A 24,474-nucleotide genomic window follows, 5' to 3' on the forward strand; every position below is an offset into this window, starting at 1 on the left:
TCCTTCCTCATCAAAGTGAGAAAGGAAGTTGCTGTTTACTAATTATTGTTATTCTTCAAATTCATAGAAAAATTTTAAAGAGTTATTTAAAATTTTCGCCATTTGCCCACGTGTTAATGGTTTGTTTGCATTGATGTATGTTTTACCATCTTTAGCAACAGAACCTGTCATAATGCCTTCTTTGTTAAGTAATGAGAATGCTTCTTTCGCTTCATCATTCGCAATTGTTGCTACATCAGCATAAGGTAATGAAATTTCAACATTTAAGTCGCCTTCAGTAACAGCTTGGATTGCACGGTAAATCATTAATGCACCTTGTTGACGTGTTAAAATGCCATATGGATTGAATTTTTCACGTGATTCTACGATGCCATATTCAGCAAGAGCGTTAATTGCTTTTTCTGCTTCGATGCCTTTAATATCTTGGAAGCCAGCAACTTCAGTAGGTTCTAACTCTAAAGTACGTGCAACCATTAATGCAAATTGAGCACGTGTTAAATTGTTATTTGGATTGAATTTATCTTGCGCAACAATAATGTCATAAGCAAGTAAGTTTAAGATTGCTTCTTTATTTTCGTTGTTATCGATATCTTTAAATGGATTTTCAACTGTTGTTTCTTCAGTATCTGTAACTGGTTTGCTTAAATCTACATTAAAGCTAAATTGAACAGTATGAACTGAATCATATTTAACTCCTGCTGCAGGCTCATCTACGATAATATGAATCTCTGCATTTGTTAGTGCTTTTAAATCTTTCACTTCAAAAGTATAAATACGTTCATTTGTTTCTTTATCTTCTTCTTCTAAAACAGCGTCTTTACCGTCTACTTTAAATGATTGAACATATTGACCTTTAGGGAATACCATACCTACAACGTAACCGCCATCTACTTTACTAACAGCTATAGCAGGACTAATATAATTTTTCATCATTGATTCTTCTTTAGTACCATCTTTATAAACTGTTACAGTACCTTCATATACAGCTTCATCAGTAACAACTGTTTCCTCTTTTTCAGGTTGTTCTTCTTTTACTTCCTCAGTCGGTTCTGCTACTTCATCTGTAGCAACTGGTTGGAATTCAAAGTCATACCATGTATCCATGTTGTTAGGTTGGGGAACAACTACATGTACTTTTGCCGCAGTTTTCACCTTTGGATCTACTGGGAATGACACGATGCTTGAACCATCTTGTTGCTTTTCAATTGTCGCATCGACATATTTATCGCCTTGTTTTACTTGGAAATCAGGTATCATTGCAGCAACTTGAGCTGTAATCGGTAATTTCACAGTATATGTACCATCTTTTTCAACAAGGAAACCTGTTCCTGTAAACCATTTATCCATGTATCCTGCTTGTTCTGTACCAGGTTTAAACGTTTGGAACTTTACAACTGTCCCTTCTTTTGTTTCAGCTGTAGCTTCCACTTTTACGTCTGTAGATATAGTTGTCGTTGTTGTATCAGCCACCTTTGCTGATGCAAATGTTGGAACTGAAAGTGACGCTGCTAATAATGAAGCGAGTACGATTTTTGTTGCGCGAGATTGACGTTTTTTAGTCATTATTGACCCTCCATTTTTGTTTTGTATTTAGTTCTATAAAGTAAAAATGCTGATCCTGCAAATGCAACTAATAACAAATAAGGCATCGCATCGCTTGTTTGTGGATTAGACACTTGACTTTCAGATGCTGTTGACGTTTTCGTATTATTTGTTGCTGTTGTTGCTGTTACTGCTGAACTTCCTGATACTGCTTCATCAAATACTAGTGAAACGCTATATTCATGGTGATAATTAATATCATCGATATCAATTTTCATAGATGTTACAACTGGTTTTGATAAGTCTTTTACAGTGAATTGTACAACACGTGTATCAGCTGCTTTATCTTCGCTAACAACTGCTGCTCCCCCTGGCGGTTGGAATTTAGTAATCCAAGCACTATTCTTTAATGTAATTTGCACAGTTGCTGTACCATCTTTTACTGTCACCTTAGCTGGCTTTACGAAATAATCATTCGCAATAGACGCAGAGCTGCTATCCGGTTTATTGACCTGATATTTTACAGAATATGTGCCGTCAGCCATTTGAGCAGATGCATGTGGTAACGCTAAATTAAAAATAACCATACTGACTAGCATGACCAACATCATTATTTTCTTCATGTGTTGCACGCCTCCTCCAATAATTATGGAAAATTTTTATTTATTTTCCATTAAACATTATAATTGAAACGAATAATATTCTCAATATTTCCATGAAAGCAATATTATGAAAATGAAAACGAAAATAATTCTCAATTACACTATATAACCAAAGAATAATCTCTGATACCGTAGTATGTCAACTAGCAATCCAAAAACGTCCTCAATATGTCAAAATTTCCTCAATAAAAAAAGAATATTACTGTTAAACATCAGTAATATCCCTCAATTTTATTATTTAGCAAAAACTTCAAACACCCCAATTATGATTAGTAACCATCCTGAAATTGCTGTGGAGTACAAGCCAATATATGTTTTTGAAAGAAGGGCACCAAAATGAATTCCCACTCCCACAGTTATAAAGGAAAAGGTTCCAATCGAGATAACCGTCCATATAGCTGAAATACCGTTCGCCCCAATTGCGATTCCGCCTGCTAAACAGTTCGCCGATAAAACAAATCCAAGTGTCATTGCCTCTCTGATTGAAATAATGTGATTTTTATCTTCATCAAACACTTCAGGATTTTTCACAATGCCATTTTTGGAAAGGCGATTAGAGAATAACGTATATACCCCAATAGCACACAGCAAAAGACTTCCTAAAAGATTGGCAGTGTGTGGAGAAATATACTCTACTACTGTACTACCAGCCGTCACTGCCACGTAAGTGACAATCATTGAAATGATAGCAATGACTGCGTTCGATAGGATAGGAATTTTCACTCGCTTAACACCATAGGCGAGACCAATCCCCAAATTATCTAGATTGGCGGCTATACCAATAAGAATGATGGTTATCCAATGCATGATTTCCCTCCTGTCCATAATGCCTGGGCATAATTGCATCTGGCTTTTTTCAAGCCTGCTCGAAAAGATCCTCTCAAAATTTGTGACATCCGCCGGGGCCGTTAAGTGCATTTATGGCATTCATTCCTCACTTCTAGAAGTGAAGGACTTCTGCAGAAGCAAGTTAAATCATTTACCCATTTTCTATCATATGAGAAGTAAATTTTGTTCAAATGGGCGTTTATCTACGAATGCAATGTAGGCTGAAAAGGATGGGACATTGCCTGTGTTGGCTTGCTTTTTTCTTCGGTAGCTCTTGGTTTTTCCGCGATTCGAGTGCTTTTTCCTGCGGTAGCACCCAGTTTTTCCGCTTTTTGAGCTTTATTCCGCAAAACAAAAAACCACCTACTGTATGAAATGATTTTCAACAGTAGATGGTTCTTTATTTAAAAGCGCTATACAATCAATAATAAATTGAATAGCGCTAAAAATAGTTAATTATTATTTAACAAAATATTCTTCAACTTGATCTAACATAATATTGGCAGCTAATATGCCTCCTGCAGTATTCCAAATGACATCATCCACTTTGTGTGCATTGCCTTTTTGGACAGCCGTTAGGTTTTTCCAAAGTGGATCTTGTGTCCACTCTTGTTCTGTTGCTAATGCTGAATCATCACCTGATGGCATGTATGTGAAGTAAAAAATAACATCCCCATCCATTTGAGGAATTGCTTCTTTTCCTAAATCAATAGCCAATTTCCCTAATTTTGCATTATCTTTAAATAAGTCTGCTTGAGCTGGAACACGTTTAAATCCTAAGTCATCAAAAATAACACCTGAGAATGAATCTGTGTAATAGATGCGAGATTTATCTGCCATAAAACGTACGAACGAAATTTCTTTATTCGTTTGATCACCAAGTTCTTTTTTAAGAGCTTGTAGTTTATCTTCGTAAGCTGTTAATACTTCTTCACCTTTTGTTTCTTGATTTACTGCTTTTGCATATAACTTAAAATTCTCTTTCCAGTCACCACGTAATGTTTCTGAAAAAATTGTTGGAGCAATTTTGCTAAGTTTCGCATAATCTTTTTCTTGTCTAAGTTTATTACCAATAATTAAATCAGGCTTTAAAGAAGCAATTTTTTCAATATTAACTTCATGTTCAATACCAACTACTTCTACACCGTCCATTTGATCTTTAATATGGTCATACCATGGATCACCTGACCAAGATTGAACAGCACCTACTGGTTTAATTCCTAAAGCTAAAAGTGCTTCTGTTCCTTCATTTGTTAATACAACAATACGCTTTGGCGTGTCTTTTACCTCAGTTGTCCCCATTGCATGTTCAATGCTGTACGCATGGCTTTCTTTTGAACTTTCTTCCTTCTCGTTATCTTTAGAATTGCCACACGCTGCAAGAACAAAAATAGCCATAACAGCTAGCAAAACCATTAACTTATGAAATGTTTTTTGCATCTTTTTTTCCTCCAATGTATATGATAGAATGTTCGTTGAGAATGATTATCATTTTTATTAAGAACGAAATCAATGATATGGTAAGAATTTATTACTGTCAATAGATTTTAACAAAATGCAAGTACATTCTATTAAAAGAAAGAGTATGAAATTTATATGATTTTTAATAATAATTCTTCAAAGTCCATAGCATTAATAGTAGGAACGCTACTCTTACTTATTTGTATGGGAATAAGTATTGTATACGGCTATGCAAGTACCTCCATTCAAATGACTATTGAATCTTTTACCCAGTTTAATAATTCTAATGAGCATATTATTATTCAAAATGTTCGTATTCCTAGAGCTTTAATTGCTACATGTGTGGGGGCTTCCTTAGCTATAACAGGGGTACTTATGCAGACATTAACGAAAAATCCATTAGCATCACCAGGAATTTTAGGAATCAATACTGGAGCTGGCTTTGCAGTCGTATTTGCAATGATTTTCTTCCATATTTCGAGTTTACAATCCTTAGCATGGGTAGCATTTTTAGGTGCTGCCATAGCCGCTCTATCTGTTTATGGCATTAGTTCATCTGGACGAGACGCCGTAACGCCTGTCAAAATAACTTTAGCTGGTGCCGCAATCAGTGCACTCTTCGCATCTTTTACACAAGGTTTACTCGCAACAAACGAAGCAGAACTTGAGCAAGTACTGTTTTGGTTAGCTGGATCTGTACAAGGGAGAAAGCTGGAAATTCTATTATCCGTGCTACCATATTTAGTTATTGGATGGATTGCTGCAATGTTCATCTCTTCTAAAATGAATATTCTTGCTCTTGGTGATGATATAGCAAGAGGCCTAGGGTTACCACTTGGATTGATGAAATTAACGGTTGGCATTATTGTCATTTTTTTAGCAGGTAGTTCAGTTGCAATAGCAGGTCCTATAGGTTTTGTTGGAATTGTAGTACCCCATTTTGCGCGAAAGTTTGTTGGTACTGATCATCGTTGGCTCATTCCAATGGCTGCTATATTAGGTGGGATTCTTTTACTGTTAGCAGACGTGACAGCACGATATATTATTATGCCTCAAGAAGTGCCAGTTGGCGTAATGACAGCCATGATTGGAACACCATTCTTTATTTACCTTGCGCGTAAAGGTGGAAAAAAATAATGAAACAATTAAAAACAGTACGTTTACTACAAAATAAAATATCCTTTTTACTAGATGTAGATGCTTCTAAAAAGCTAACTTTTATTAGCATCACAGCACTATTTGTTTTTTTCTTCAGTGCATCATTTGGTGATTCATTTGTAAATCCTTTAAAAGTTATGCAGACCATAATCGGACAAGGTTCTGATTTCGATCAATTAATTATTATTGACTTCCGACTACCGAGAATTTTTATTGCGGCATTTGCAGGTATGGCTTTAGCTGTGGCAGGTGCAATTTTACAGGGACTTATTAAAAATCCTCTAGCTTCACCTGATATAATCGGTATTTCTGCTGGTGGTGGAGCAGCGGTCGTAGGGTTTTTAGCTATTTTCAGTGACTCCAATCATTCATTAACAGTTAGTATTGAATGGCTACCTCTTGCAGGATTTATTGGAGCTACTGTCGTTGCATTTATTGTTTATGTATTTGCTTGGAAAGATGGTGTGACTGCAACCCGTCTCGTATTAATTGGTATCGGGGTTTCTGCTTTTATGCAGGCTATTACAACGATGTTGATGGTTATCGGTCCTATTTATCAAGCTAGTGAAGCCAATAAGTGGATTACAGGTAGCGTCAAAAGTGCCGATTGGAATCAAGTTCAAATTATTGTTCCGATAATTATACTCCTCCTACTTCTAACAGTCTTTATTACTCGACAGTTAAATGTCCAAGAATTGGGTGATGATACTGCTGCAAGTTTAGGTCAAACTGTACAAAAAACTCGTTTTTTCTTATTACTTTTGAGTTCAAGTCTTGTTGCTAGCGCCATTTCATTTGCAGGAGCTATTGGCTTTGTCGGCTTAATGGCTCCACATATCGCAAGACGCATTGTTGGCCCATCATTCGGTATATTACTTCCAACATCCGCTGCTATTGGTGCTTTATTAGTAATGATTGCAGATATTATTGGACGCACTGCATTTAGTCCTTTAGAAGTGCCAGCAGGAGTGTTTACAGCTGCTATTGGAGCCCCTTATTTCATATATTTATTATTGAGAAACCCAAGAAAATAAAGGAGTCAAACTGCATGACTGAAACTTTAGAAACTAAATCACTTACACTAAATTATGGTGATTCAAATATTATTGAAAATCTAAATTTATCTATTCCTATGAATGAAATTACTGTTCTGATTGGTGCCAATGGTTGTGGAAAATCTACACTTTTACGCTCAATTGCTCGATTATTAAAGCCTAAGCAAGGTTCTGTATTATTAGACGGACAAGATCTTTTTAAATTATCCACGAAACAAGTAGCTAAAAAGCTTTCTATACTTCCTCAATCACCAGTAGCACCAGAAGGATTAACAGTATTACAACTTGTTAAACAGGGTCGTTACCCTCATCAAAGCTGGCGAAAACAATGGACCGAGAAAGATGAAGAAATTGTATTAAATGCCTTAAAGGCGACGGGCGTTGATCATTTACGGGATAAACCAGTTGATGAACTTTCAGGTGGTCAACGTCAACGTGCTTGGATTGCCATGACGCTTGCACAGGATACAGATATTATTCTGTTAGATGAACCTACAACTTACTTAGATTTAACACATCAAATTGAAATTTTAGATTTACTCTTCGAATTAAATAAACAAAATAGAACGATCATTATGGTTCTACATGATATTAATTTGGCATGTCGATATGCCGACCATATTATTACGGTGCGTGACCGTGGGGTTTATCAAGAAGGAAAACCTGAAGAAATCATGACAACTTCTTTAGTAAAACATGTTTTCGAATTAGATTGTCAGATGACAAATGATCCTATTTACGGTACGCCTTTATGTATCCCCTTCGGTAAAGGAAGGATTATCTCCTGAGGTAGTATCAATTAATGCCAAAAAATAACCATTAATATGATTTGATCCAAAAAAAGTTTGACATATTTAGTTAGACTGCTTCTAATATCTGAGTTCGGTATTCCACTGAGCTCAGATATTTTTTATTTTGCCTTCATTCGTTTGTCGAGTAATCAATATTTCTTGTTCAAACTGTTCACTACTTGCAGACTCCTGTAGTTTTAGTAATTTTCACTTTAAAATGACAAAGGATTTAAACCATGTAGAATAACTTGTACTGGATTTCCCGAGAGCTTTAGTACGATGATGTTCTCTAGTACAATTCGAATTTTTTCTTCGAATGTAAATTTGATGTCAAAAAATATCTATACCCTTTAACTACTTAGCCACTTGCCACAACGTGCAGTCAACACGCCAACTACCAACAACATAACTGCACATAAAGCGAAAACAAAAGAATAGCCTATCCAATCAGCAATAACTCCCATACCTATACTACCTATAACAACACCAAAATCAGACATTGAAATAAAAAGACCCATCCAAATTTTTCGTGTATCCGGTCCTAATGTTATGCTCAAGTATGCTCCTAATATCGGGTAAAGGCTGGCCATACCTAGCCCAACTGCTGCAGCCCCAAGATACAAACTAATGGAATATCCAAAGAAAGGAGCAATCGCTGTCATAGTTAAACCTAACGACATGGAAAAGAGGAGTAAGGATAGTGGTTTTGCATGCCACTTACCATCAGAGGGTAGTTTGTTCCGAAATATAAAACGAGCCATGACCATAATTCCAGACTGAATCGCAAAATACATACCTGCATGTCCAATCTCAATTTGCTTAACATATAGTGTTAAAAAGGCTGTTACTGCGCCGAACCCTGCGGATGCTGTAAACATAACCATACTACTGGCAATAAAGCTACGGTTTACGATAGTATGTAGAACCTTTTTATACCACGCTTCAGTTTGTATTTTTGAGATTTCTTGCCTCACCATATTAACTTCATCCTTAGAATAAACAAGTGGATATCCTGCTAGAAGTGTTAAAAATCCCAAAATACCTAAACTTAAGATAAACCATGCAAAACCTCCATATTCCCATATGTATAATGCAAAAATTGGCCAAACTACAGTAGGTAACATTCCAAACAAGGAATACAGCGATAAGCCCTGGACACGCTCCCGTTCAGGTAGTTCATTCAATACTATCTGTTGAACAGCTAAAGAAAAAAAGGCACTCACCGCTCCCTGTAAACCTCTTATAATAAGGAAATCTTCACTGATAGACCATGAATAAAGTAAGAGTACTCCTAAATGTGAAAAAAGAATAATACGGATAACTTTTCGGCTACCAAGAAAATCCACGACAACTCCTACCCAAGGTCTTAGTAACATACTGACAAACAAATATGCTCCAATCATCAGCCCAATCTCGCTATTGTCCATCCCTTTATTCTGAGTATGCAAAGGCAAGACAATCTGAATAATCGCATTAGCGCTATAAAATAGAAATGTTAAGCCGTAGATACGCAACAGCAATGGAGAAGTAGCTTCAGAGCGAAATATTTTATTATTATCGCTAATCATAGACCAGTTCCAATCGTTGCATCTCTGTAATGTTAGTACGATCTGTACGAATAACACCCTGCCCTGGAATACCAACAAGTGCTGCTTTCAGTAACTGCTGTGTCACTAGGTCACTTGATTGCTGAAGTTGAATACGGTCAGAATAAATCCCATGTATTTTGCCTTTATCTAACACAATATACTGATCAGCCAAAGCAAATGCCGCCTTCAGATTATGTGTAATGAATAAATACGACATACCAAATTGATCCTTCAGTTGACGCAATAAACGGATGATATTGACTTGGTTAACAACATCCAAGCTACTGACAGATTCGTCTAATACAATTATTTTAGGTTTAACCGAAATAGCTCTAGCAATGCAAATTCTCTGTAATTGTCCTCCACTAAATTGCCAAGGGAATTTATTCATATCAGAAGCAGATAAGCCAACTTGTTCTAGTAATTCTTCAATCATTCGCTGTTTTTCTTTATGACTAATACTTAGAAAATTGTCAATTGGTTCTCCTATAATTTGACCAGCTGTCATTTTGGAGTTTACTGATGAATAGCAATCTTGAAACACAGCTTGTATTTCTCTGCGTATCTTACTCTTTTTAGCTTGATTATCATTATACAAATCAATTCCTTCAACTCGCACAGTTCCTGAATGAGGTGTCCTCAACCCTAAAGCTATGTGACCAATTGTACTTTTTCCTGCACCACTACTTCCAAGCATTGCAAGACAGTGTCCTTGCTCTAGTGAAAATGATACATCTTGAAGGGTTTGGCGCATGCTACTTTCCTTTTTCTTATCTAATTTTGAATAGCTGTAACCAACTGCCGAAAATTCTAATAAAGCCACTACATTACCTCCCATTCTTGATCCAAACGATTGTGCAATAATTTGGCTGTATAAGGATGTTGGGGACTATTAAATAAAGTAAAAACATCAGTATGCTCTATTAATTCTCCACTACACATGACCATCACCTCATCAGCTATTTCTGCCAATACATCTAAATCGTGTGTAATGAATAAAATAGCTGTTCCTTGTGAGCGTAATTTTTCCAATTCCTCAAGTACACGGAATTGATTTTCTGTATCAAGAGCAGTTGTAGGCTCATCAGCAATAACAATTGATGGAGAGAGGCACATCGTCAATGCTATGAGTACTCTTTGTAGCATTCCACCACTTAATTCGAATGGATACTTTTGCAAAAGTAACTTAGGATTATACAAATTTACTTGTTCCAATGTATGACATGCCAATTCTATCGCCTCACGTTTATTAAGTGGTAGATGGGTACGAATTGTTTCTATAAACTGATTACCAATAGTTCTCACAGAAATTAATGCGTTCATTGGATTTTGTACAACATAACCAATTTCCTTTCCCCTAATTTGACGCATTTCATGTTCAGGTAGCCCAATCAGTTCACGATTTTTCAAGCGAATACTACCTCCATTTCTAATCTCTGAAGGCAATAACTGCAAGATAGAACGACATGTCATAGTTTTACCACTGCCGCTCTCTCCCGCCAGCCCAATTACCTTTCCAGGTTGTAGCTCGAAAGTAATTGGATGTAACAACCTTTTCTGGTCACCCTTATTGTCAAAGATATCGGCATAGACTTTATTCACAGATAGCACGGGTTCAAACTGCCCTAGACTTTTCTTATCCAATTTCGGTTTCTCACTCTCTTTCCTTCATTTTTTTAACGCCAAGTATTTTGGACAGCCATTCGCCAAATATATTAAAAGCGCTTACTACTATGAGAATACATAACCCTGGATATAACATTAGTTCTGGATGGCTCCGAATATACCCCCTACCTTCATTAATCATTGCACCCCATTCAGCTGTAGGTGGTTGAATGCCCAATCCTAAAAACGATAAAGCTGAAATATCCATAATAGCCCACCCCATTTCAAGTGTACCGATAACTGCAATTTGGGGTAATATATGTGGCATAATATGCTTTCGTAAAATAGTTATTCTACTTGAGCCACAAATTTGTGCTGCAACTAAAAAAGGTGCTTCTCGCATCTGTAACACCATTCCGCGAGACATCCGAGCGTAATACACCCATTGTACAAGTAATAGTGCAATTACAACCTGATAGATACCTGGTCCAAGCATACCTACAATCCCTAGAACTAACACAAGATTTGGGAATGCCATCATCCCATCGCAAAAACGCATAATTAACCAGTCAACTCTTCCACCGATATATCCCGATAAAGTACCTATCAATGTACCTATCATTACCGAAGTAAAAAAGACCCCGAAAACCAAACCAACTGATATGCGTAATCCATAAATAAGTCGAGATAAAATATCTCTACCTAAATGGTCTGTCCCCAACCAATGGTCTGCCGAGGATGACTGCAATTTTTTTGCTATATTGACGGCATTTGGATCGTGTGGCATAATCCCTGGAGCAAAAATAGCACCCAAAGCACATATCATTAAAATGGATATGCTGAACCATATTGTCCATTTGTTAATTAGATCAGCCTTCATATTCATTCTCTCACCTTCTCTCGCAGCCTTAGTTGAGGATCAGCAGCCATATGGAGCAGATCAGTCAGCAGGCTTGTACATAAATACAAGAAAGCTGCGAAGAAAACATACCCTTGTATAACGGGAAGGTCTCGGTTAAAAATAGACTCTACAAAAAACCTTCCAAGTCCAGGCCATGAAAATACTCTTTCTACTATGATAGTTCCAGTAATTAATCGCCCTAAATTCATACCAAGCCCCGTAATAATAGGAAGAACAGCTAAACGCACGACATGGCGTAACATGATACTTCTCGGGCGCAAACCGCGAGTATGCCCATAATCAACATAAGCCTGTTTCAACTGTTCCAATATATTTTCTCTAAATAGTCGTGCATAAGTAGCAATTATTGCCACTGCAAGAGTTAAAGACGGCAACACTAATTGTGCTAAAGTACCTTTCCCTTCTACAGGAAGTAAATCCAGTCTAATTGCAAATATATATATAAGTAAGTATCCAAGCAAAAATTGAGGCAGGGAAGCACCTATGTAAGATAATATTCGTACCATACGGTCTACCCATCCCCCTGCATACACTGCAGATAAATAGCCCAGTAGTAATATTCCAATTAATGCGAGTAACATGCTACTAAATGCCAATTGTAGTGTGGATGGTAGTCGCTTTAAAATCTCCTCTCCCACAGGTTTTGAAGAAAGATATGAATCGCCAAAATCTAGCTTTAGCATATTTTTAACTACTCTAACATATTGGACTATAAATGGACGATCAAGCCCCATCTCTATACGTTTTTCTGTAAGCGCCTCTTCGCTAGGCTTTATATTGGCTGCCGAAAAATATGCCTCTGCCGGATCAACCGGCGAAAGGCGTATGAGCATAAATGTCATAAGTGTAGCAAACAAAACAAGTGGAACTAAGGCTGTTACTCTTTTTAGTATGTAACTTGCCATTGTTTAATCATCCTCCTTTATTTCATATGAATTTCATTAAACGGATGATCCCAACGACTCTCAGGGAAAGTCCCACTCTCTATACGCTCACCATATACCATATATTGGCGAATATAAGATAATGGAATGATAACAGACTGTTCTTGAACTTGTTGTAAAATAGAATCATATAATGAATATCGTTCCTTCTCATTTACTGAACCTAATACTTGGCGAATATCAGCATCCAGCTTGTCCTTATCTTTAATATTCGTGTGTGCTTCAGCAACACCGAAAGTCGGTTCTGCTACTGCATTAACCAATGTATGTGGATCATATGGCACACCTGAGTTAAACCAGAAATTCAAATCATAGTCGCCTGCTCGGAAGCGCTTAGTCTGCTCTGTTAATTCCAAAGCTGTCAAGTTCAATTTGACGCCTATTGCAGCCCATTCAGCCTGCAAAGTCTCTCCCATAGCTTTCTGAATTCGGTCCGTAGTATCGTACATTAGTGTGATTTCTAGTTTTTCTCCATTTTTCTCACGTATATTACCGTTTGATGGCAGTACCCACCCTGCATCTTCTAAATTTTGAATAGCTTGTTCTGTATTGTAAGACACAGGAGAATAGGTTTGTTCCACGTAAGGATAATCAGGTGACAGTACCTGATTGGCTACTGGTTCTACCCCAGATGTGATTCCTTCCACTAATGCTTCTTTATCAAATCCTTGGTGTAATGCTATTCGTACACGTATGTCTGCTAGCTTTTCATTTTGTGTATTAAGTATCAAACTACGTGTACCTAACGAACCAGATAAATCGGTCTTAAATTTGCCATTGTCACGCATCTCGGTAAAGGCATCAAGGCTGATAGACCCTTCTCCGAAAATCAAATCCAAATCACCCTTCTCAAAAGCAAGAACTCGTGTTTCAGCATCAGGCATAATTCGAACAGTGACTTTATCTAATTCTGGTTGTTCACCCCAATAGTTAGGGTTTTTTTCATATACACTATATTCATCCTGTTTATACTCCTTTAAAATCCATGGACCAGTACCAATTGGCTCTTTAATACTTTCTAATGTATTGTCCCCTTCTGGAAAGCTAGCATCTGCTAAAAAACGGAATGGACGAACCGTTGTTAAATCTTGCAATACAGGATAGTAAGACTGTGAAAATACAAGTTTTACTGTAAATTCGTCAACAACTTCTGCATGATCTAATAGTTTTGCTGTCCCCAACCAACTATGTGTTTCCTTATTTTTTAAAATAGCATCTATATTACGTTTCACATTGGTAGCATTAAAAGGAGAACCATCAGAATAGTTTACATCTTCGCGTAAATGAAACGTGTATGTTTTTCCATCCTCACTAATTTCCCAGCTTTTGGCCAAGTGCGGTTCAATTTTTCCTCCCTCTCCGTATTTCACGAGTGGTTCATAAATCATTGATTGTGAGAACAACTGAGAAGGATAGTAAGCATGAGGATTGGAAGGTCCCAAATCTCGCATCCACGAAACAGTAATCGCCTTTTCATGTGTTTGTTCACTTTTCTCACCTTGTTGACTCTCTTCTTCTTTAAGTGAACAAGCGCTTATAAGTGTCAATACCATAATAAGCATAATGCCTAATAATCTTTTTGAAATAGTGTTCATATTCACAACAAACTCCTTGTTTTTTATTGATAATGAAAATCATCTTCATTTATACTAGGTGATTTGATATAATCGCACAATAGAAGGATTTCTGATTTTTCATAGTACAAAAATCAGAAACTTCTAATTCACACCATGCACAATAAAGAGGAGATGTTATATCATGCTTACTTCTTTTCAAGACCAACAACCTGTTCAAAAACATCATACTGAACTTTATCTATATATACCTGCTAGCATTTACTTTATGGAAAAACGTCTTAGTAAAAGTGTTGTTGCTAAACAGCCAGGAACTCATCGCATTATTTTTTTCAAAGAGAATGATGGCACGCTTCATTTACGCAAACATTTCGTAAGAGCCTATAGCAATGATGTCTTTCTTCTGTCACCTGAAGCACAATGCAGTATCCAATTCTCTAATTCCTCCCTCAATTATCCAGCAGGAAATTTTAGTGAGAACACTCCCCTCTCTGCTCCCGTCATAGTCCTTGATTTTTATGCATATAGAATTGGAGATTTAGAACCAACAACTGAAATCACTCACTTACTACCATACGAAACTCGTATATCAATTGCGGACGAATCAAAGTTCCTACATCTATTAGAAAAGTTACATGATTGCCTAAATCATTCTACAGCTAACTTGGAGTCCGAGAAGCTGAAACAGCAAATTCATATGCAAGAGCTGATTCTTTTATTAATAGAAAATAGAGAGCGAGAACAGACAGTATCTGATACTTATCAAGCAATCAAACATACAATTGCATATATCGAGCAAAACTATAGACAGAATATAACAGTTCAACAGTTATATCGGATTGCAGGAGTAGCAAAATGGCAATACAGTGCATTATTCCAGTCCTTAACTGGCAAAAAACCATTAGATTATTTATTGAATATTCGAATGATACAGGCAAAAAAACTATTGCTACAAACTAATGACACTTTGGCACAAATTGCTGAAGCAGTAGGATTTAAAGATGAGAGCTATTTTGTCCGTAAGTTCAAACAAGAGACAGGTATGACACCTAGACAATATGTGGTAATCACCCCTCGTAATTTCTCGGATTCAGAGAACGAAACTCTGCCATACAAACGTGTCGCAGCTATTGGTTATTCGCTTGGAGACCTTTTATCACTTGGCATACAACCAATTGGTGCCGATACTGAAATAATTGGAAAGCGAGTAATATATAGAGAAGCATTAGAAGGGATCCAAGATATAGGATTACTTGGAGAACCAGCAAAGATACGTAAGTTGCAACCTGATCTTATTGTTCATAGTGGTTTCCGCCAGGACTGGATCGATGAACTTGCACTTATTGCCCCAACTGTTCTAATTGATAGATATGAATCGGTATATGATCGATTTTTAAAGATTGCTGATGTGTTTAATAAAAGAGAATTAGCACAAAATTGGATTGAATTTCATCAAGTAGCTTCACGTCAAATGTGGATGGAACTTGCAGACCAACTTCCTAGTAAACAATCAGCTACCGTTTTTTCAATGGTTGAAGGTAGTTTATATGTAATGGGAATGAAGGGATTCGCTGTAACAATCTATCACCCTAACGGCTATAAACCCTCTTCCCAAGTTAAGAATTTGATTGATGCAGGAATACCTTTTCAGTTAGTCGCTTTAGAACATGCCCATTCTTATAGAGCTGGTACTTTCTTCATGTTAACTGATGACCATCCTTTATCACGCCTAAATTACGATAAACTTTTTGAAGAAGAATATTGGCGAAATTCAAGAAAAAGCCAGATATATTTCTCGAAAAATAAATGGAATTTTGATGATCCTTTAACGATGGATAAACTACTTATTGAACTTCCAATATTGATTCGTCAAGGACGTCACTAAATAGTAGATATAATTTACTAAAAATAAAATTAAATAGACAAAAGGACAGATAACACTATCTAAAAGTAGATTTATCAATGAAAGTAATAAAAATACTTTAAATTACTTGATATGCACAAATCTATTTAATCTTTATTTAGTACAGTATTACGATTCAAATATCATCTCCGCTCTCATTAAAATATGGTGTTCATTAAAATAAAATTAGAGCTGTAAAAAGAGACAAAGTCGCCCAAGAAATTAATAAGGGCAACTTTGTCTTTTTTCTTATTTATAAAATAATCTATCACCCTCTTGTAGTAGATAGACAAAAAAAGCTGCCGCCTATAAAATACAGACAGCAGCTTCAACTATTATAATCTTTGCAAGTATTGAAACTAATAAACAGCGATTGGCCCATAAGGACCTTCAATAATTTCTATTTTTGTTTCAAAAATATCAGTCAAAATTTTTGAGTCCATAACCTCTTCTACTGTTCCAAAAGCGGCAATTTGTCCATCTTTCATAGCACAAATACTATCAGAATATTTGGCTGCAAAATTTATATCATGCATAACAGTCAAAATTGTTCTTCCAAATTCATTAGCAGCTCGTCTTAAATGCTCCATCATTTGAACAGAACGAGCAACATCAAGGTTGTTCAGAGGCTCGTCCAAAAGTACATATTCAGTCTCTTGGCATAAAACCATCGCTACATATGCCCTTTGTCTTTGACCACCAGAAAGCTCATCTAAATATCTATTCTCTAAATCCGTTAGGTCTAAAAAATCGATATATTTAGATATAATAACCTCATCCTCTTTAGTCAATCTTCCCTTTGAATAAGGAAAGCGTCCAAACCCAACTAGTTGTCTAATAGTAAGCCTCGTTACAAAATGATTTTCTTGTCGTAATATAGTCAAAATTTTTGCTAAGTCTTTTGATTTGGTTTCAGAAATATCCATATTTGCCACTTGGATTTGACCTTCCTCCATATCTAAGAGTCTTCCAATCATTAAAAGTGTCGTAGACTTTCCAGCACCATTTGGTCCAATTAAAGAAGTAAATCCTGCTTTTGGTATTTCAATATCCAAAGGTCCTATTTTTACCTTATCAGTATAGAACTTTTTAACATTATCAATTTTTATCATAAAGCCCTCTTCCTTAAAACTACAGTTAAAAATATTATTCCACCAAATAATTCAATAATAACTGAAACTACACCTTGCGCATGGAATACATGATACATCAAAAAGTATGCACTCGTTATTATCAAAAATCCTATAGCAAGAGCCATTGGAAAAATATATCGATGATCATAAGTTGATGCCGCCTGATAACTCAAAGTTGCTACTAAAAAGCCATAGAAAGTAAGCGGTCCAATCAATGCTGTTGAAATTGACATCAAAATAGCAACTAATACAAGCGTATAAATTACACTAAATTGATATTTAACTCCAAATGAAGTAGAAACATCTTTTCCTAGTGACAATATATTTAGATTTTTAGAATGAGCAAGTAGTAATATTGCTACAATTATTACCATAGGAATTACAATAGGAAAATATGCAGAGTCTGCATTATTAACAGAACCAAACAATCTTGCTTGTAAAATATCAAATTCAGAAGGCGCAAGTAGTCTTCTCATGAAAGTTGACACAGAATTTAGCCCAGTACCAATAATAATCCCGACTAAAAGCATAAGTTGCAAATTCCCATATTTACCGGAAAGTAACCATCCGTAAAGTATTAAACTCATCACAACCATAACAACAACTTGAAATAAAAATGATCCGATTCCCGTAAAATTTATCAATGCACTAGCACCAAAGAAAAATATTGTACTCGTTTGAATTGCTGAGTAAAGGGATTCGAAACCTAAAAGTGACGGCGTTATTATCCTATTATTCGTAATCGATTGGAAAGCAACAGTGGACAAGCTCTGACAAACTGCAGCAATAATCATTGCAACAAGCGCTACAATCCTTCTCATAACAACTGGGATAAAAGAAGGCGAATCTATCGGAACTGGATTGTTATAAACTAAAAGTCCATAAGAAGAAAGGATGCCCAAAGCAATCAACGTTATTAGCAAAATCCAATAACGCCTTTCTTCCTTCTTAGAACGAAAAGCCCTAGCTGATCTTTTTTCATTATGAAGGCTAGAATCGATATCGACATTTTCTTTATTTCTATAATCCAATGTGTTCATCGTAGCCTCCTAGGTTTTCTTTGTCTCAATAAAATAGTAATAAACACGACTGACCCCACTGTTCCAAGTATTAATGAAACAGGTACTTCAAATGGCATTATTATTGTTCGGGAAATTATGTCACAGGCAGTTATTGTCCCCATTCCTATCACACATACCCAAGGCAAATTACTCCTAAGATCATCACCTCTAAACATTGAAACAATGTTCGGGACAATTAAACCCAAGAAAGGTAAATTACCAATAACAGCTGCAACAATTCCAACTGCAAAAGAAATAAGGGCAGTTCCAAAAAGAACAATCCTATTGTAATTAACGCCGAGGCTTGTTGCTATATCTTCACCTAATCCAGCTAAAGTCAATCGATTAGCAAAAATAAAAATAAGCAAAGTAACGATTACAATTAGCCATAAATATTCATATCTTCCCACCTGAACGGACGCAAAAGAACCAACAAACCAAGTTTCAATACTTTGCGTCATTTGAAAAAGAAGTCCCATAAAAGTGGATACTGCTGAAATGACCGCTCCAAGCATTAATCCAATAATTGGAACAATTAAAGACGAGCGAAGTTTAACTCTTCTTAAAAATAAAAAGAAAATCATCGTTCCTATAAAAGAAAAAATGATTGCCCCAGTCATTCTTAGAACTAAAGTCGGGGCAGGAAATAATAAATAAACAAGAAGCAGCCCTAAACCTGACCATTCAATTGTCCCTGTTGTAGTAGGTTCAACAAAACGATTCTGTGTAATCAGTTGCATTACGAGCCCTGCCATTGACATTGCAGCTCCAGTTAGCATTAATGCAGCAGTTCTTGGAACACGAGTTATGAAAAACATCTCCATTCCATCCTCTTGTCCACGTATATCATAAACTCCAGTAAACAGTGATATAATGCCTAAAATAATAACAACGATAATCGCTAATATAAAAGGTTTTGTCCATATCTTATTGTAGTTATAAAACTGGGGTTGAGAAAAATTCTCAACCCTAGAAATTATATTTTTTGGCACCATTCCAAACTCCTTTGCACTACTTAGCTAAAGTATTTGCAAGATTTTCAAATAACTCTATATAAGTCTGAATTGATTCATTTGTATAAGTATCTGCTGGTGCATAAATAATTCGGTCTTTAGAAACAGCAGTTGTGTTTTGAAGAGCAGGTGAGTTTGCAAGAACATCCTTAGCAGGAACTGAATCACCCGCATCAGATGTTGCAGCATCACGATCTAATACGAAGAGCCAATCAGGATTGCTTTGTGCAATAGCTTCAACAGAAACTTCGTCACCTTTATGATCTGAAGTAGAATCGGCAACTTCTAATGCTGGAGCCCAACCAAAAATTTCATACATTGGTCCCCAAACACGTCCAGAATGAGGAGCTGAAAAACCAATATCCCCACCAGCAACGATAACACTCATAACTTTATCCGTTCCGTTATAAGCAGATTTAGCATTTTCGATCACTTTATCAAAATCAGCTACCAATTGTTTAGCTTCTTCATTTTTATCAAAAATTTGCCCTAAAGCAACTGTAGAATTTTTAAGTCCATTTACTAAGTTTTCCCCAGGCGTTGCAGCTTCCTCAGAAACATCAACATTAAGATCAATAACAGCTGCATTCGGCACTAATTTTTTAATATCTTCGTAATAGCCAGCAAATCTTTGCCCGATAATTACAAGTTCAGGGTTTGCAGCTGCTATAATTTCAAGATTTGGTTCGCGGTGATTTCCAACATTTTGAACTGAATCGTCCTTTACATATGGTGAATCTGCAGGCATAACATCCTTTGGAACAGCTACTAATTCAATATCCCAATCAGCTAACGTTTCAAAAGTTCTATTATCCAAAGCTACTACATTCTTTGGGTTTACCGGAACAGTAACAGTTCCATGGGCATCAGTGATTTCGACCGTCGTAGGTTTAGCAACCTCTTCACTTCCATTATCTTCATTAGCCTTTGACTCTTGATTAGTTTCATCAGTTTTATTACTTGAATCTGAGCAAGCTACTAACATTAAAGTCAAAACTGCTAAAATACCAACTAATTTTAAAAACATAGATTTTTTCATACATATACTCCTTATAATAATTTATTTTGAAAATGATGAAGTCTATAGATTGAATTGCATCGTAATTACTATCCACCTCAATTGCTATTGATAATCATTTTCATTTGAACGTTCTGTGGTATAGTATAGTCATTAATTATGTGAAAATCTTGTGAAGGCTGTATGTTAATATATTAAGTTGCTTTTTTAGCATCAAGTAAAGATTGGATACAAAATATAATATGTAATTTTTACATCTCTAAGCCAATAAACGGAATTTTCATTATATTTTACAGAACAAAAAAACGAGTAAAAACTGGTTGAAACTGTTTTTACTCGTTTTTCACGATTGACCTATTATCTTCATTTTATTATTCAATCATTGAATAGCCCCTACCATGTAATGTTTGAATATATCTATCTTTCTTCTCACACTTTAGCTTTTTTCTTAAATACCCAATGTATAAATCCACTACATTTGGACTGACTGCTGCGTCATATCCCCATACCTGATTCAAAAGCATTTCTCGGCTCAAAATTTTATTTTTATTCTTGATTAAAAATAGAAGGAGGTCATACTCACGCTGAGTAAGAGGGAGTATTTCGCCACTTTTTGTCACAATATTGTGGGATGCATCAAGGAAGAGGTCTTTAAACCGAAAAAATTTATTCTCATTTGGTTGGATAACGTCCCCTCTCCTTAAAATAACTTTTATCCTTGCTACTAATTCTTCTTTTACAAATGGTTTTCTTATATAATCATCTGCCCCTGCTTGTAATCCTTCTATGCAATCCTTGCTAGATACATTGTCGGTCACGATGATTATCGGTGTCGTTTTAACAGCCCGTATTTGTCTGCAAATTTCCGGTCCAGATATACTTAACGAATCCCAATCCAATACGATAATATCCCAATCTTGCTCATATACTATATTTAAACCTTTGTTTTCATTGTGAAGTGTTAAAATGAAATAGCCTTCTTGCTTTAGGCCACTTACGATCTTTTTTGCTAAAGATCTTTCATTCTTAATTACCAACACCTGCTTCACCTATCGTTCACCTCTACTTCATTACATAAAATAATTTATCACAAAAAGAATATAGTATTTATATTCTTAAATTTCTAAAAAACTATTATAACAACTTATTAGGATAGATTTAGGTGAATTTACACTAAATAAGTATAAAATGGTAAATACGACTGATACTTTCAACTAATTGCCTTAGCTATTCTAACATTAAAAAGCCTTTACATTGATCTTTTTGAATAATATTACGAAATTCCTCTACTGATATCTAGATTTTTGGTACAAAGTCTATTTGATACATATCTCATCTAGCGGTTCAATTACTTTTAAAACTTAAAGGATTCTTTCTTTAATTCAAATCCATAACAGTGTAATTGCCCTTTTTATAGCTCCTCAACATGGTCCTTATTCAAAAATAAAAATCGTCAAGAAAGCTAACTTTCGATGCCTTTTATTCAATTTATGAAGGACGGGGCAACTCTTGCTAAGAACGTACAGAACGTAAAATGCAACAAAATACGCGTTTGCGAGGGTTGCGGCTTACGTGTGTGCCCAAAGAAAGCGCCGCCTGTAGCGGAAATCAACGGCAAATAGGTTAAGCATCTTTTTCCCGCGAAAGCTTTTCCCATGAAAAAGCCACCCACTTCTGTATCTGACACTCTCACACCTGTTAAATACTTTTTGAAAAAGTATTGTTCAGCATACTCGTTTGCAAAATGAATGTAGAGCCATCATAAAATTTTGTGCTTGAGGATGCAAAACTAACAGAGGGTGACGATTTATTAACGTTTATATAAGATTGCTTCATCATAACGAAGCGTTAATTTAAAAAAATATCAAAGTAACTGTATTCTCAGTGTATGAATCGTTTTTCCAAGTAGCACTTGCTATATCTTATGTAAATGCACTAAAAAACAGAAAAACTGACAAAAAAGCAATGATTTTCTTCATATTATATACATCCCCTTCTATTTTTTGAATATTTCAGAGATGTTAGTACTAGTATTAACAAAGGAGGTTTTGAAAATGGATCCTTTGAATATCGTTGTTGTTGTAATTGGAATAATCTTCATTGGATTAATAATTTTTGGGGTATACAATATTGTTGTAAGAAAAAAGAAAATCACCAATATGTATACACCATTTGACGATTTTACTAGAGGAACTGACAATACTAACAGAAATAGAGATTTACAAGAAAAGACAAAATATATAGAACCTTACGATAAAGATGAATCTAAATAATTCGCGTAGAACATCAACACAATCCCCTATATTTACTGATATTATAAAATAATCTAAATATTAAACAAATATGTATTTAGTAATATTCTGTGTTTTAAGTCTTTAGCGGTATTTATCTATACCATAAACGGTTTTTTGTTCCGATGGTTAAATTCATAAATCTAGAGGAGAGAAGTAGGATATTGATGGAACGCTACTCCTTTTTGTTAGGGATCAAAGACTTCAATATCACAAACAAACCGTAAAAACCAACCTCTTTTACGTACTACATACAAAAGTGGTTGGTTTTTATGATTGAGTAACCGAATTTTAATTATTGTTCACAGTTAATTTGAACTCAAAAATCTCGTCTGCTGCTTTTTTATATCCCCCAGCTTCTCTAAAGCTATCCCCTATTTTTGTTGCGTTCTGCTTGTACGTCACATCCGACAATAAGCAGTTGGCCGCATCTTTAATTTCATCAGCTGTGACGCTCTCAAGGTCAAGAGTCAAGCCGGCACCCAGCTCTTCAACTCGTTTGGCTACCAAAGGCTGGTCTCCTGAAACAGGCAATACGACTAGCGGCGTGTTAAAGTAAAGACCTTCGCTAGAGCTGTTCATCCCACCATGTGTAAAGAAGACATCAACATGTTCTAACAATTGCACTTGTGGTACATAATCTCGGATGATAAAGTTTTCTGGAACAGGGTGTAAATTCTCTATTTTTACTTTCTTACCAACAGATAATACAACTGTGGCGTTTACGTCTTTTAGTGCTTCAAAACAGAGCTGATAAAACGCTGCCTGTTCATTCACAACTGTTCCCATTGAAATAAATATAACAGGTAGTCCTTTCAACTTCTCAAACGGGAAATCTGGTTGATCTGCACGTACTACTAAAGATGGACCTACAAATTTAAAAGTATCGTTATACATCTCCGACTCCGGTTGATAGTAACGGGATGTGTATATAAGCGTCATATCTCCAGGATAATATGACAAATCCAGTATGGTCTTCACATGGTCCAACTTAATGTGATAAGTACGTTTTAAGTCTTCAATAACGGATTCAAATGCCCCGCTTGAATCAAGAGGCATGTGTTTGGTTTCTGCAAATTTCATCTTTAAAACAGTTTCAAACGCAAATGTTGTACAACTTGCTATCTTGGGAATATCGAGTATCTCTCCAATGATTCCTCCCGCTATGCACATTTGATCATATACAATATAGTCGTAAGACTCCTCTTTTGTTTCAGCAATAATTTTATCTACTAGTAACATATTATTTTTAATAAAGGATTTAAACATTTTTCCCATTTGTGTTTTTTCTGAGGAAGCATTTTTGACAGGCATGTCACTTAGAAAATCCTTATACGTACGAACAGTAGCTCCTGTGGCTTCAAGTCGTTCCCTGAATGGTTCTGTACAATAGTACGTTACAATTTCCCCTCTTTGTATTAGTTCTCTTACAAGCCCTATCGTAGGATTAATGTGTCCTTCTGCTGGCAAATTAATAAATAAAACATTTGACATAAAATTCACTCCTTTTAGTTTGTACAACATTAAGATCATTCTTGCCATCGATGACTGTTATCTTTTGCTACATAAAGACAAAGGGTAATGTAAATATAATTTTAAATTACCAAACGGACAACTGTCCGCTTTTTGAGAATAACAAAAAGAACATGTACTGTCAAATGAATAATTGTTAGTAACTGATCTGTCTGCAAGGTGTTTTTATTGACATATATAAAACCAAAACCATTATCCTCGCAATTTCAAGTTATTGATTTCCTAAAAACTAATTTTGCTTAAAATACTCACTCATTTCCCTATCCACATTCAAATCTTGCCAACGTCCCTATAGACGATTCTGATAGTAGCAATGGAGAGTTTCATTCTCCCTGCTGATATTTTAAATTAAGAACTACCAAACTTATACTTTCACTTCATATTTGCAAAT

The 24,474-nt window shown here is 35.7% G+C and carries 21 protein-coding genes; 5 read left to right on the forward strand and 16 right to left on the reverse strand.

Annotated elements, in window-relative coordinates; genetic code table 11:
• Positions 1 to 48: 48 nt before the first annotated feature.
• The 4 genes from ACQKNX_RS15125 to ACQKNX_RS15140 all read right to left on the reverse strand — a co-directional run bounded on the left by ACQKNX_RS15125 (position 49) and on the right by ACQKNX_RS15140 (position 4,472).
• Positions 49 to 1,563 carry an NEAT domain-containing protein gene (locus ACQKNX_RS15125; RefSeq protein ID WP_427429585.1) on the reverse strand — a complete coding sequence of 505 codons (1,515 nt, stop codon included), beginning with the start codon at positions 1,561 to 1,563 and terminating at the stop codon, positions 49 to 51.
• A complete protein-coding gene (gene isdC / locus ACQKNX_RS15130) occupies positions 1,563 to 2,165 on the reverse strand; it encodes a heme uptake protein IsdC (RefSeq protein WP_427429586.1) in 603 nt (200 codons plus the stop codon). The genes ACQKNX_RS15125 and isdC overlap by 1 nt, the downstream gene beginning before the upstream one ends.
• 273 nt (positions 2,166 to 2,438) lie before the next feature.
• Positions 2,439 to 3,011, reverse strand: a complete 573-nt coding sequence (locus tag ACQKNX_RS15135; RefSeq protein ID WP_427429587.1) for a manganese efflux pump — start codon at positions 3,009 to 3,011, stop codon at positions 2,439 to 2,441.
• A gap of 480 nt (positions 3,012 to 3,491) precedes the next feature.
• The gene (locus tag ACQKNX_RS15140) at positions 3,492 to 4,472 is read right to left on the reverse strand and encodes an ABC transporter substrate-binding protein (RefSeq protein ID WP_427429588.1); all 981 of its coding nucleotides are present in this window, start codon (positions 4,470 to 4,472) and stop codon (positions 3,492 to 3,494) included.
• Positions 4,473 to 4,628: 156 nt separating this feature from the next.
• Here ACQKNX_RS15140 and ACQKNX_RS15145 point away from each other — a divergent pair, with 156 nt between their 5' ends.
• The 3 genes from ACQKNX_RS15145 to ACQKNX_RS15155 are packed head-to-tail and all read left to right on the forward strand — an operon-like array spanning position 4,629 to position 7,494.
• Positions 4,629 to 5,630 (forward strand): FecCD family ABC transporter permease, encoded by a 1,002-nt coding sequence (locus tag ACQKNX_RS15145; RefSeq protein ID WP_427429589.1) that lies wholly within the window; start codon positions 4,629 to 4,631, stop codon positions 5,628 to 5,630.
• Entirely contained in the window at positions 5,630 to 6,685 is a 1,056-nt protein-coding gene (locus ACQKNX_RS15150; RefSeq protein WP_427429590.1) for a FecCD family ABC transporter permease, read from the forward strand. Before ACQKNX_RS15145 ends, ACQKNX_RS15150 begins: the two co-directional genes overlap by 1 nt.
• 14 nt (positions 6,686 to 6,699) lie before the next feature.
• Positions 6,700 to 7,494: an ABC transporter ATP-binding protein gene (locus tag ACQKNX_RS15155; protein WP_427429591.1), complete on the forward strand. Its 795-nt coding sequence runs from the start codon at positions 6,700 to 6,702 to the stop codon at positions 7,492 to 7,494.
• A gap of 353 nt (positions 7,495 to 7,847) precedes the next feature.
• Here ACQKNX_RS15155 and cntE read toward each other — a convergent pair whose 3' ends face one another.
• From cntE to nikA, 6 genes are read right to left on the reverse strand one after another with little or no spacing between them, the layout of a single operon-like run.
• The gene (cntE, locus tag ACQKNX_RS15160; protein ID WP_427429592.1) at positions 7,848 to 9,065 is read right to left on the reverse strand and encodes a staphylopine family metallophore export MFS transporter CntE; all 1,218 of its coding nucleotides are present in this window, start codon (positions 9,063 to 9,065) and stop codon (positions 7,848 to 7,850) included.
• Entirely contained in the window at positions 9,058 to 9,909 is an 852-nt protein-coding gene (locus ACQKNX_RS15165; RefSeq protein ID WP_427429593.1) for an ATP-binding cassette domain-containing protein, read from the reverse strand. The genes cntE and ACQKNX_RS15165 overlap by 8 nt, the downstream gene beginning before the upstream one ends.
• Entirely contained in the window at positions 9,909 to 10,730 is an 822-nt protein-coding gene (locus tag ACQKNX_RS15170) for an ABC transporter ATP-binding protein (RefSeq protein WP_427429594.1), read from the reverse strand. Before ACQKNX_RS15170 ends, ACQKNX_RS15165 begins: the two co-directional genes overlap by 1 nt.
• 10 nt (positions 10,731 to 10,740) lie before the next feature.
• Positions 10,741 to 11,577, reverse strand: a complete 837-nt coding sequence (gene nikC, locus ACQKNX_RS15175; protein WP_427429595.1) for a nickel transporter permease — start codon at positions 11,575 to 11,577, stop codon at positions 10,741 to 10,743.
• The gene (locus ACQKNX_RS15180; protein WP_427429596.1) at positions 11,574 to 12,518 is read right to left on the reverse strand and encodes an ABC transporter permease; all 945 of its coding nucleotides are present in this window, start codon (positions 12,516 to 12,518) and stop codon (positions 11,574 to 11,576) included. Before ACQKNX_RS15180 ends, nikC begins: the two co-directional genes overlap by 4 nt.
• Positions 12,519 to 12,535: 17 nt before the next feature.
• Positions 12,536 to 14,152 carry a nickel ABC transporter substrate-binding protein gene (gene nikA, locus ACQKNX_RS15185; protein WP_427429673.1) on the reverse strand — a complete coding sequence of 539 codons (1,617 nt, stop codon included), beginning with the start codon at positions 14,150 to 14,152 and terminating at the stop codon, positions 12,536 to 12,538.
• Positions 14,153 to 14,315: 163 nt separating this feature from the next.
• Here nikA and ACQKNX_RS15190 point away from each other — a divergent pair, with 163 nt between their 5' ends.
• Positions 14,316 to 16,016 (forward strand): helix-turn-helix domain-containing protein, encoded by a 1,701-nt coding sequence (locus ACQKNX_RS15190; RefSeq protein WP_427429597.1) that lies wholly within the window; start codon positions 14,316 to 14,318, stop codon positions 16,014 to 16,016.
• Between the two features lie 377 nt (positions 16,017 to 16,393).
• Here the strand turns inward: ACQKNX_RS15190 and ACQKNX_RS15195 are convergent, their stop codons facing one another.
• The 5 genes from ACQKNX_RS15195 to ACQKNX_RS15215 all read right to left on the reverse strand — a co-directional run bounded on the left by ACQKNX_RS15195 (position 16,394) and on the right by ACQKNX_RS15215 (position 21,308).
• The gene (locus tag ACQKNX_RS15195) at positions 16,394 to 17,146 is read right to left on the reverse strand and encodes an ABC transporter ATP-binding protein (RefSeq protein WP_427429598.1); all 753 of its coding nucleotides are present in this window, start codon (positions 17,144 to 17,146) and stop codon (positions 16,394 to 16,396) included.
• Positions 17,143 to 18,207: an iron chelate uptake ABC transporter family permease subunit gene (locus ACQKNX_RS15200; RefSeq protein WP_427429599.1), complete on the reverse strand. Its 1,065-nt coding sequence runs from the start codon at positions 18,205 to 18,207 to the stop codon at positions 17,143 to 17,145. The genes ACQKNX_RS15195 and ACQKNX_RS15200 overlap by 4 nt, the downstream gene beginning before the upstream one ends.
• The gene (locus ACQKNX_RS15205) at positions 18,204 to 19,220 is read right to left on the reverse strand and encodes an ABC transporter permease (RefSeq protein WP_427429674.1); all 1,017 of its coding nucleotides are present in this window, start codon (positions 19,218 to 19,220) and stop codon (positions 18,204 to 18,206) included. Before ACQKNX_RS15205 ends, ACQKNX_RS15200 begins: the two co-directional genes overlap by 4 nt.
• A 19-nt stretch (positions 19,221 to 19,239) precedes the next feature.
• Positions 19,240 to 20,280 carry a siderophore ABC transporter substrate-binding protein gene (locus ACQKNX_RS15210; protein ID WP_427429600.1) on the reverse strand — a complete coding sequence of 347 codons (1,041 nt, stop codon included), beginning with the start codon at positions 20,278 to 20,280 and terminating at the stop codon, positions 19,240 to 19,242.
• A 350-nt stretch (positions 20,281 to 20,630) separates the two neighbouring features.
• Positions 20,631 to 21,308, reverse strand: a complete 678-nt coding sequence (locus ACQKNX_RS15215) for a response regulator transcription factor (RefSeq protein WP_427429601.1) — start codon at positions 21,306 to 21,308, stop codon at positions 20,631 to 20,633.
• Positions 21,309 to 22,313: 1,005 nt separating this feature from the next.
• On the opposite strand from ACQKNX_RS15215, the gene ACQKNX_RS15220 reads away from it, so the two are divergent.
• Entirely contained in the window at positions 22,314 to 22,532 is a 219-nt protein-coding gene (locus tag ACQKNX_RS15220) for a DUF3951 domain-containing protein (RefSeq protein WP_427429602.1), read from the forward strand.
• 309 nt (positions 22,533 to 22,841) lie between these two features.
• On the opposite strand, the gene ACQKNX_RS15225 is transcribed toward ACQKNX_RS15220, so the two are convergent.
• A complete protein-coding gene (locus ACQKNX_RS15225) occupies positions 22,842 to 24,044 on the reverse strand; it encodes a macrolide family glycosyltransferase (RefSeq protein ID WP_427429603.1) in 1,203 nt (400 codons plus the stop codon).
• Between the last annotated feature and the right edge of the window lie 430 nt (positions 24,045 to 24,474).

This window comes from Lysinibacillus sp. NPDC093712 (genome assembly GCF_050280025.1).
GTDB lineage: Bacteria > Bacillota > Bacilli > Bacillales_A > Planococcaceae > Lysinibacillus.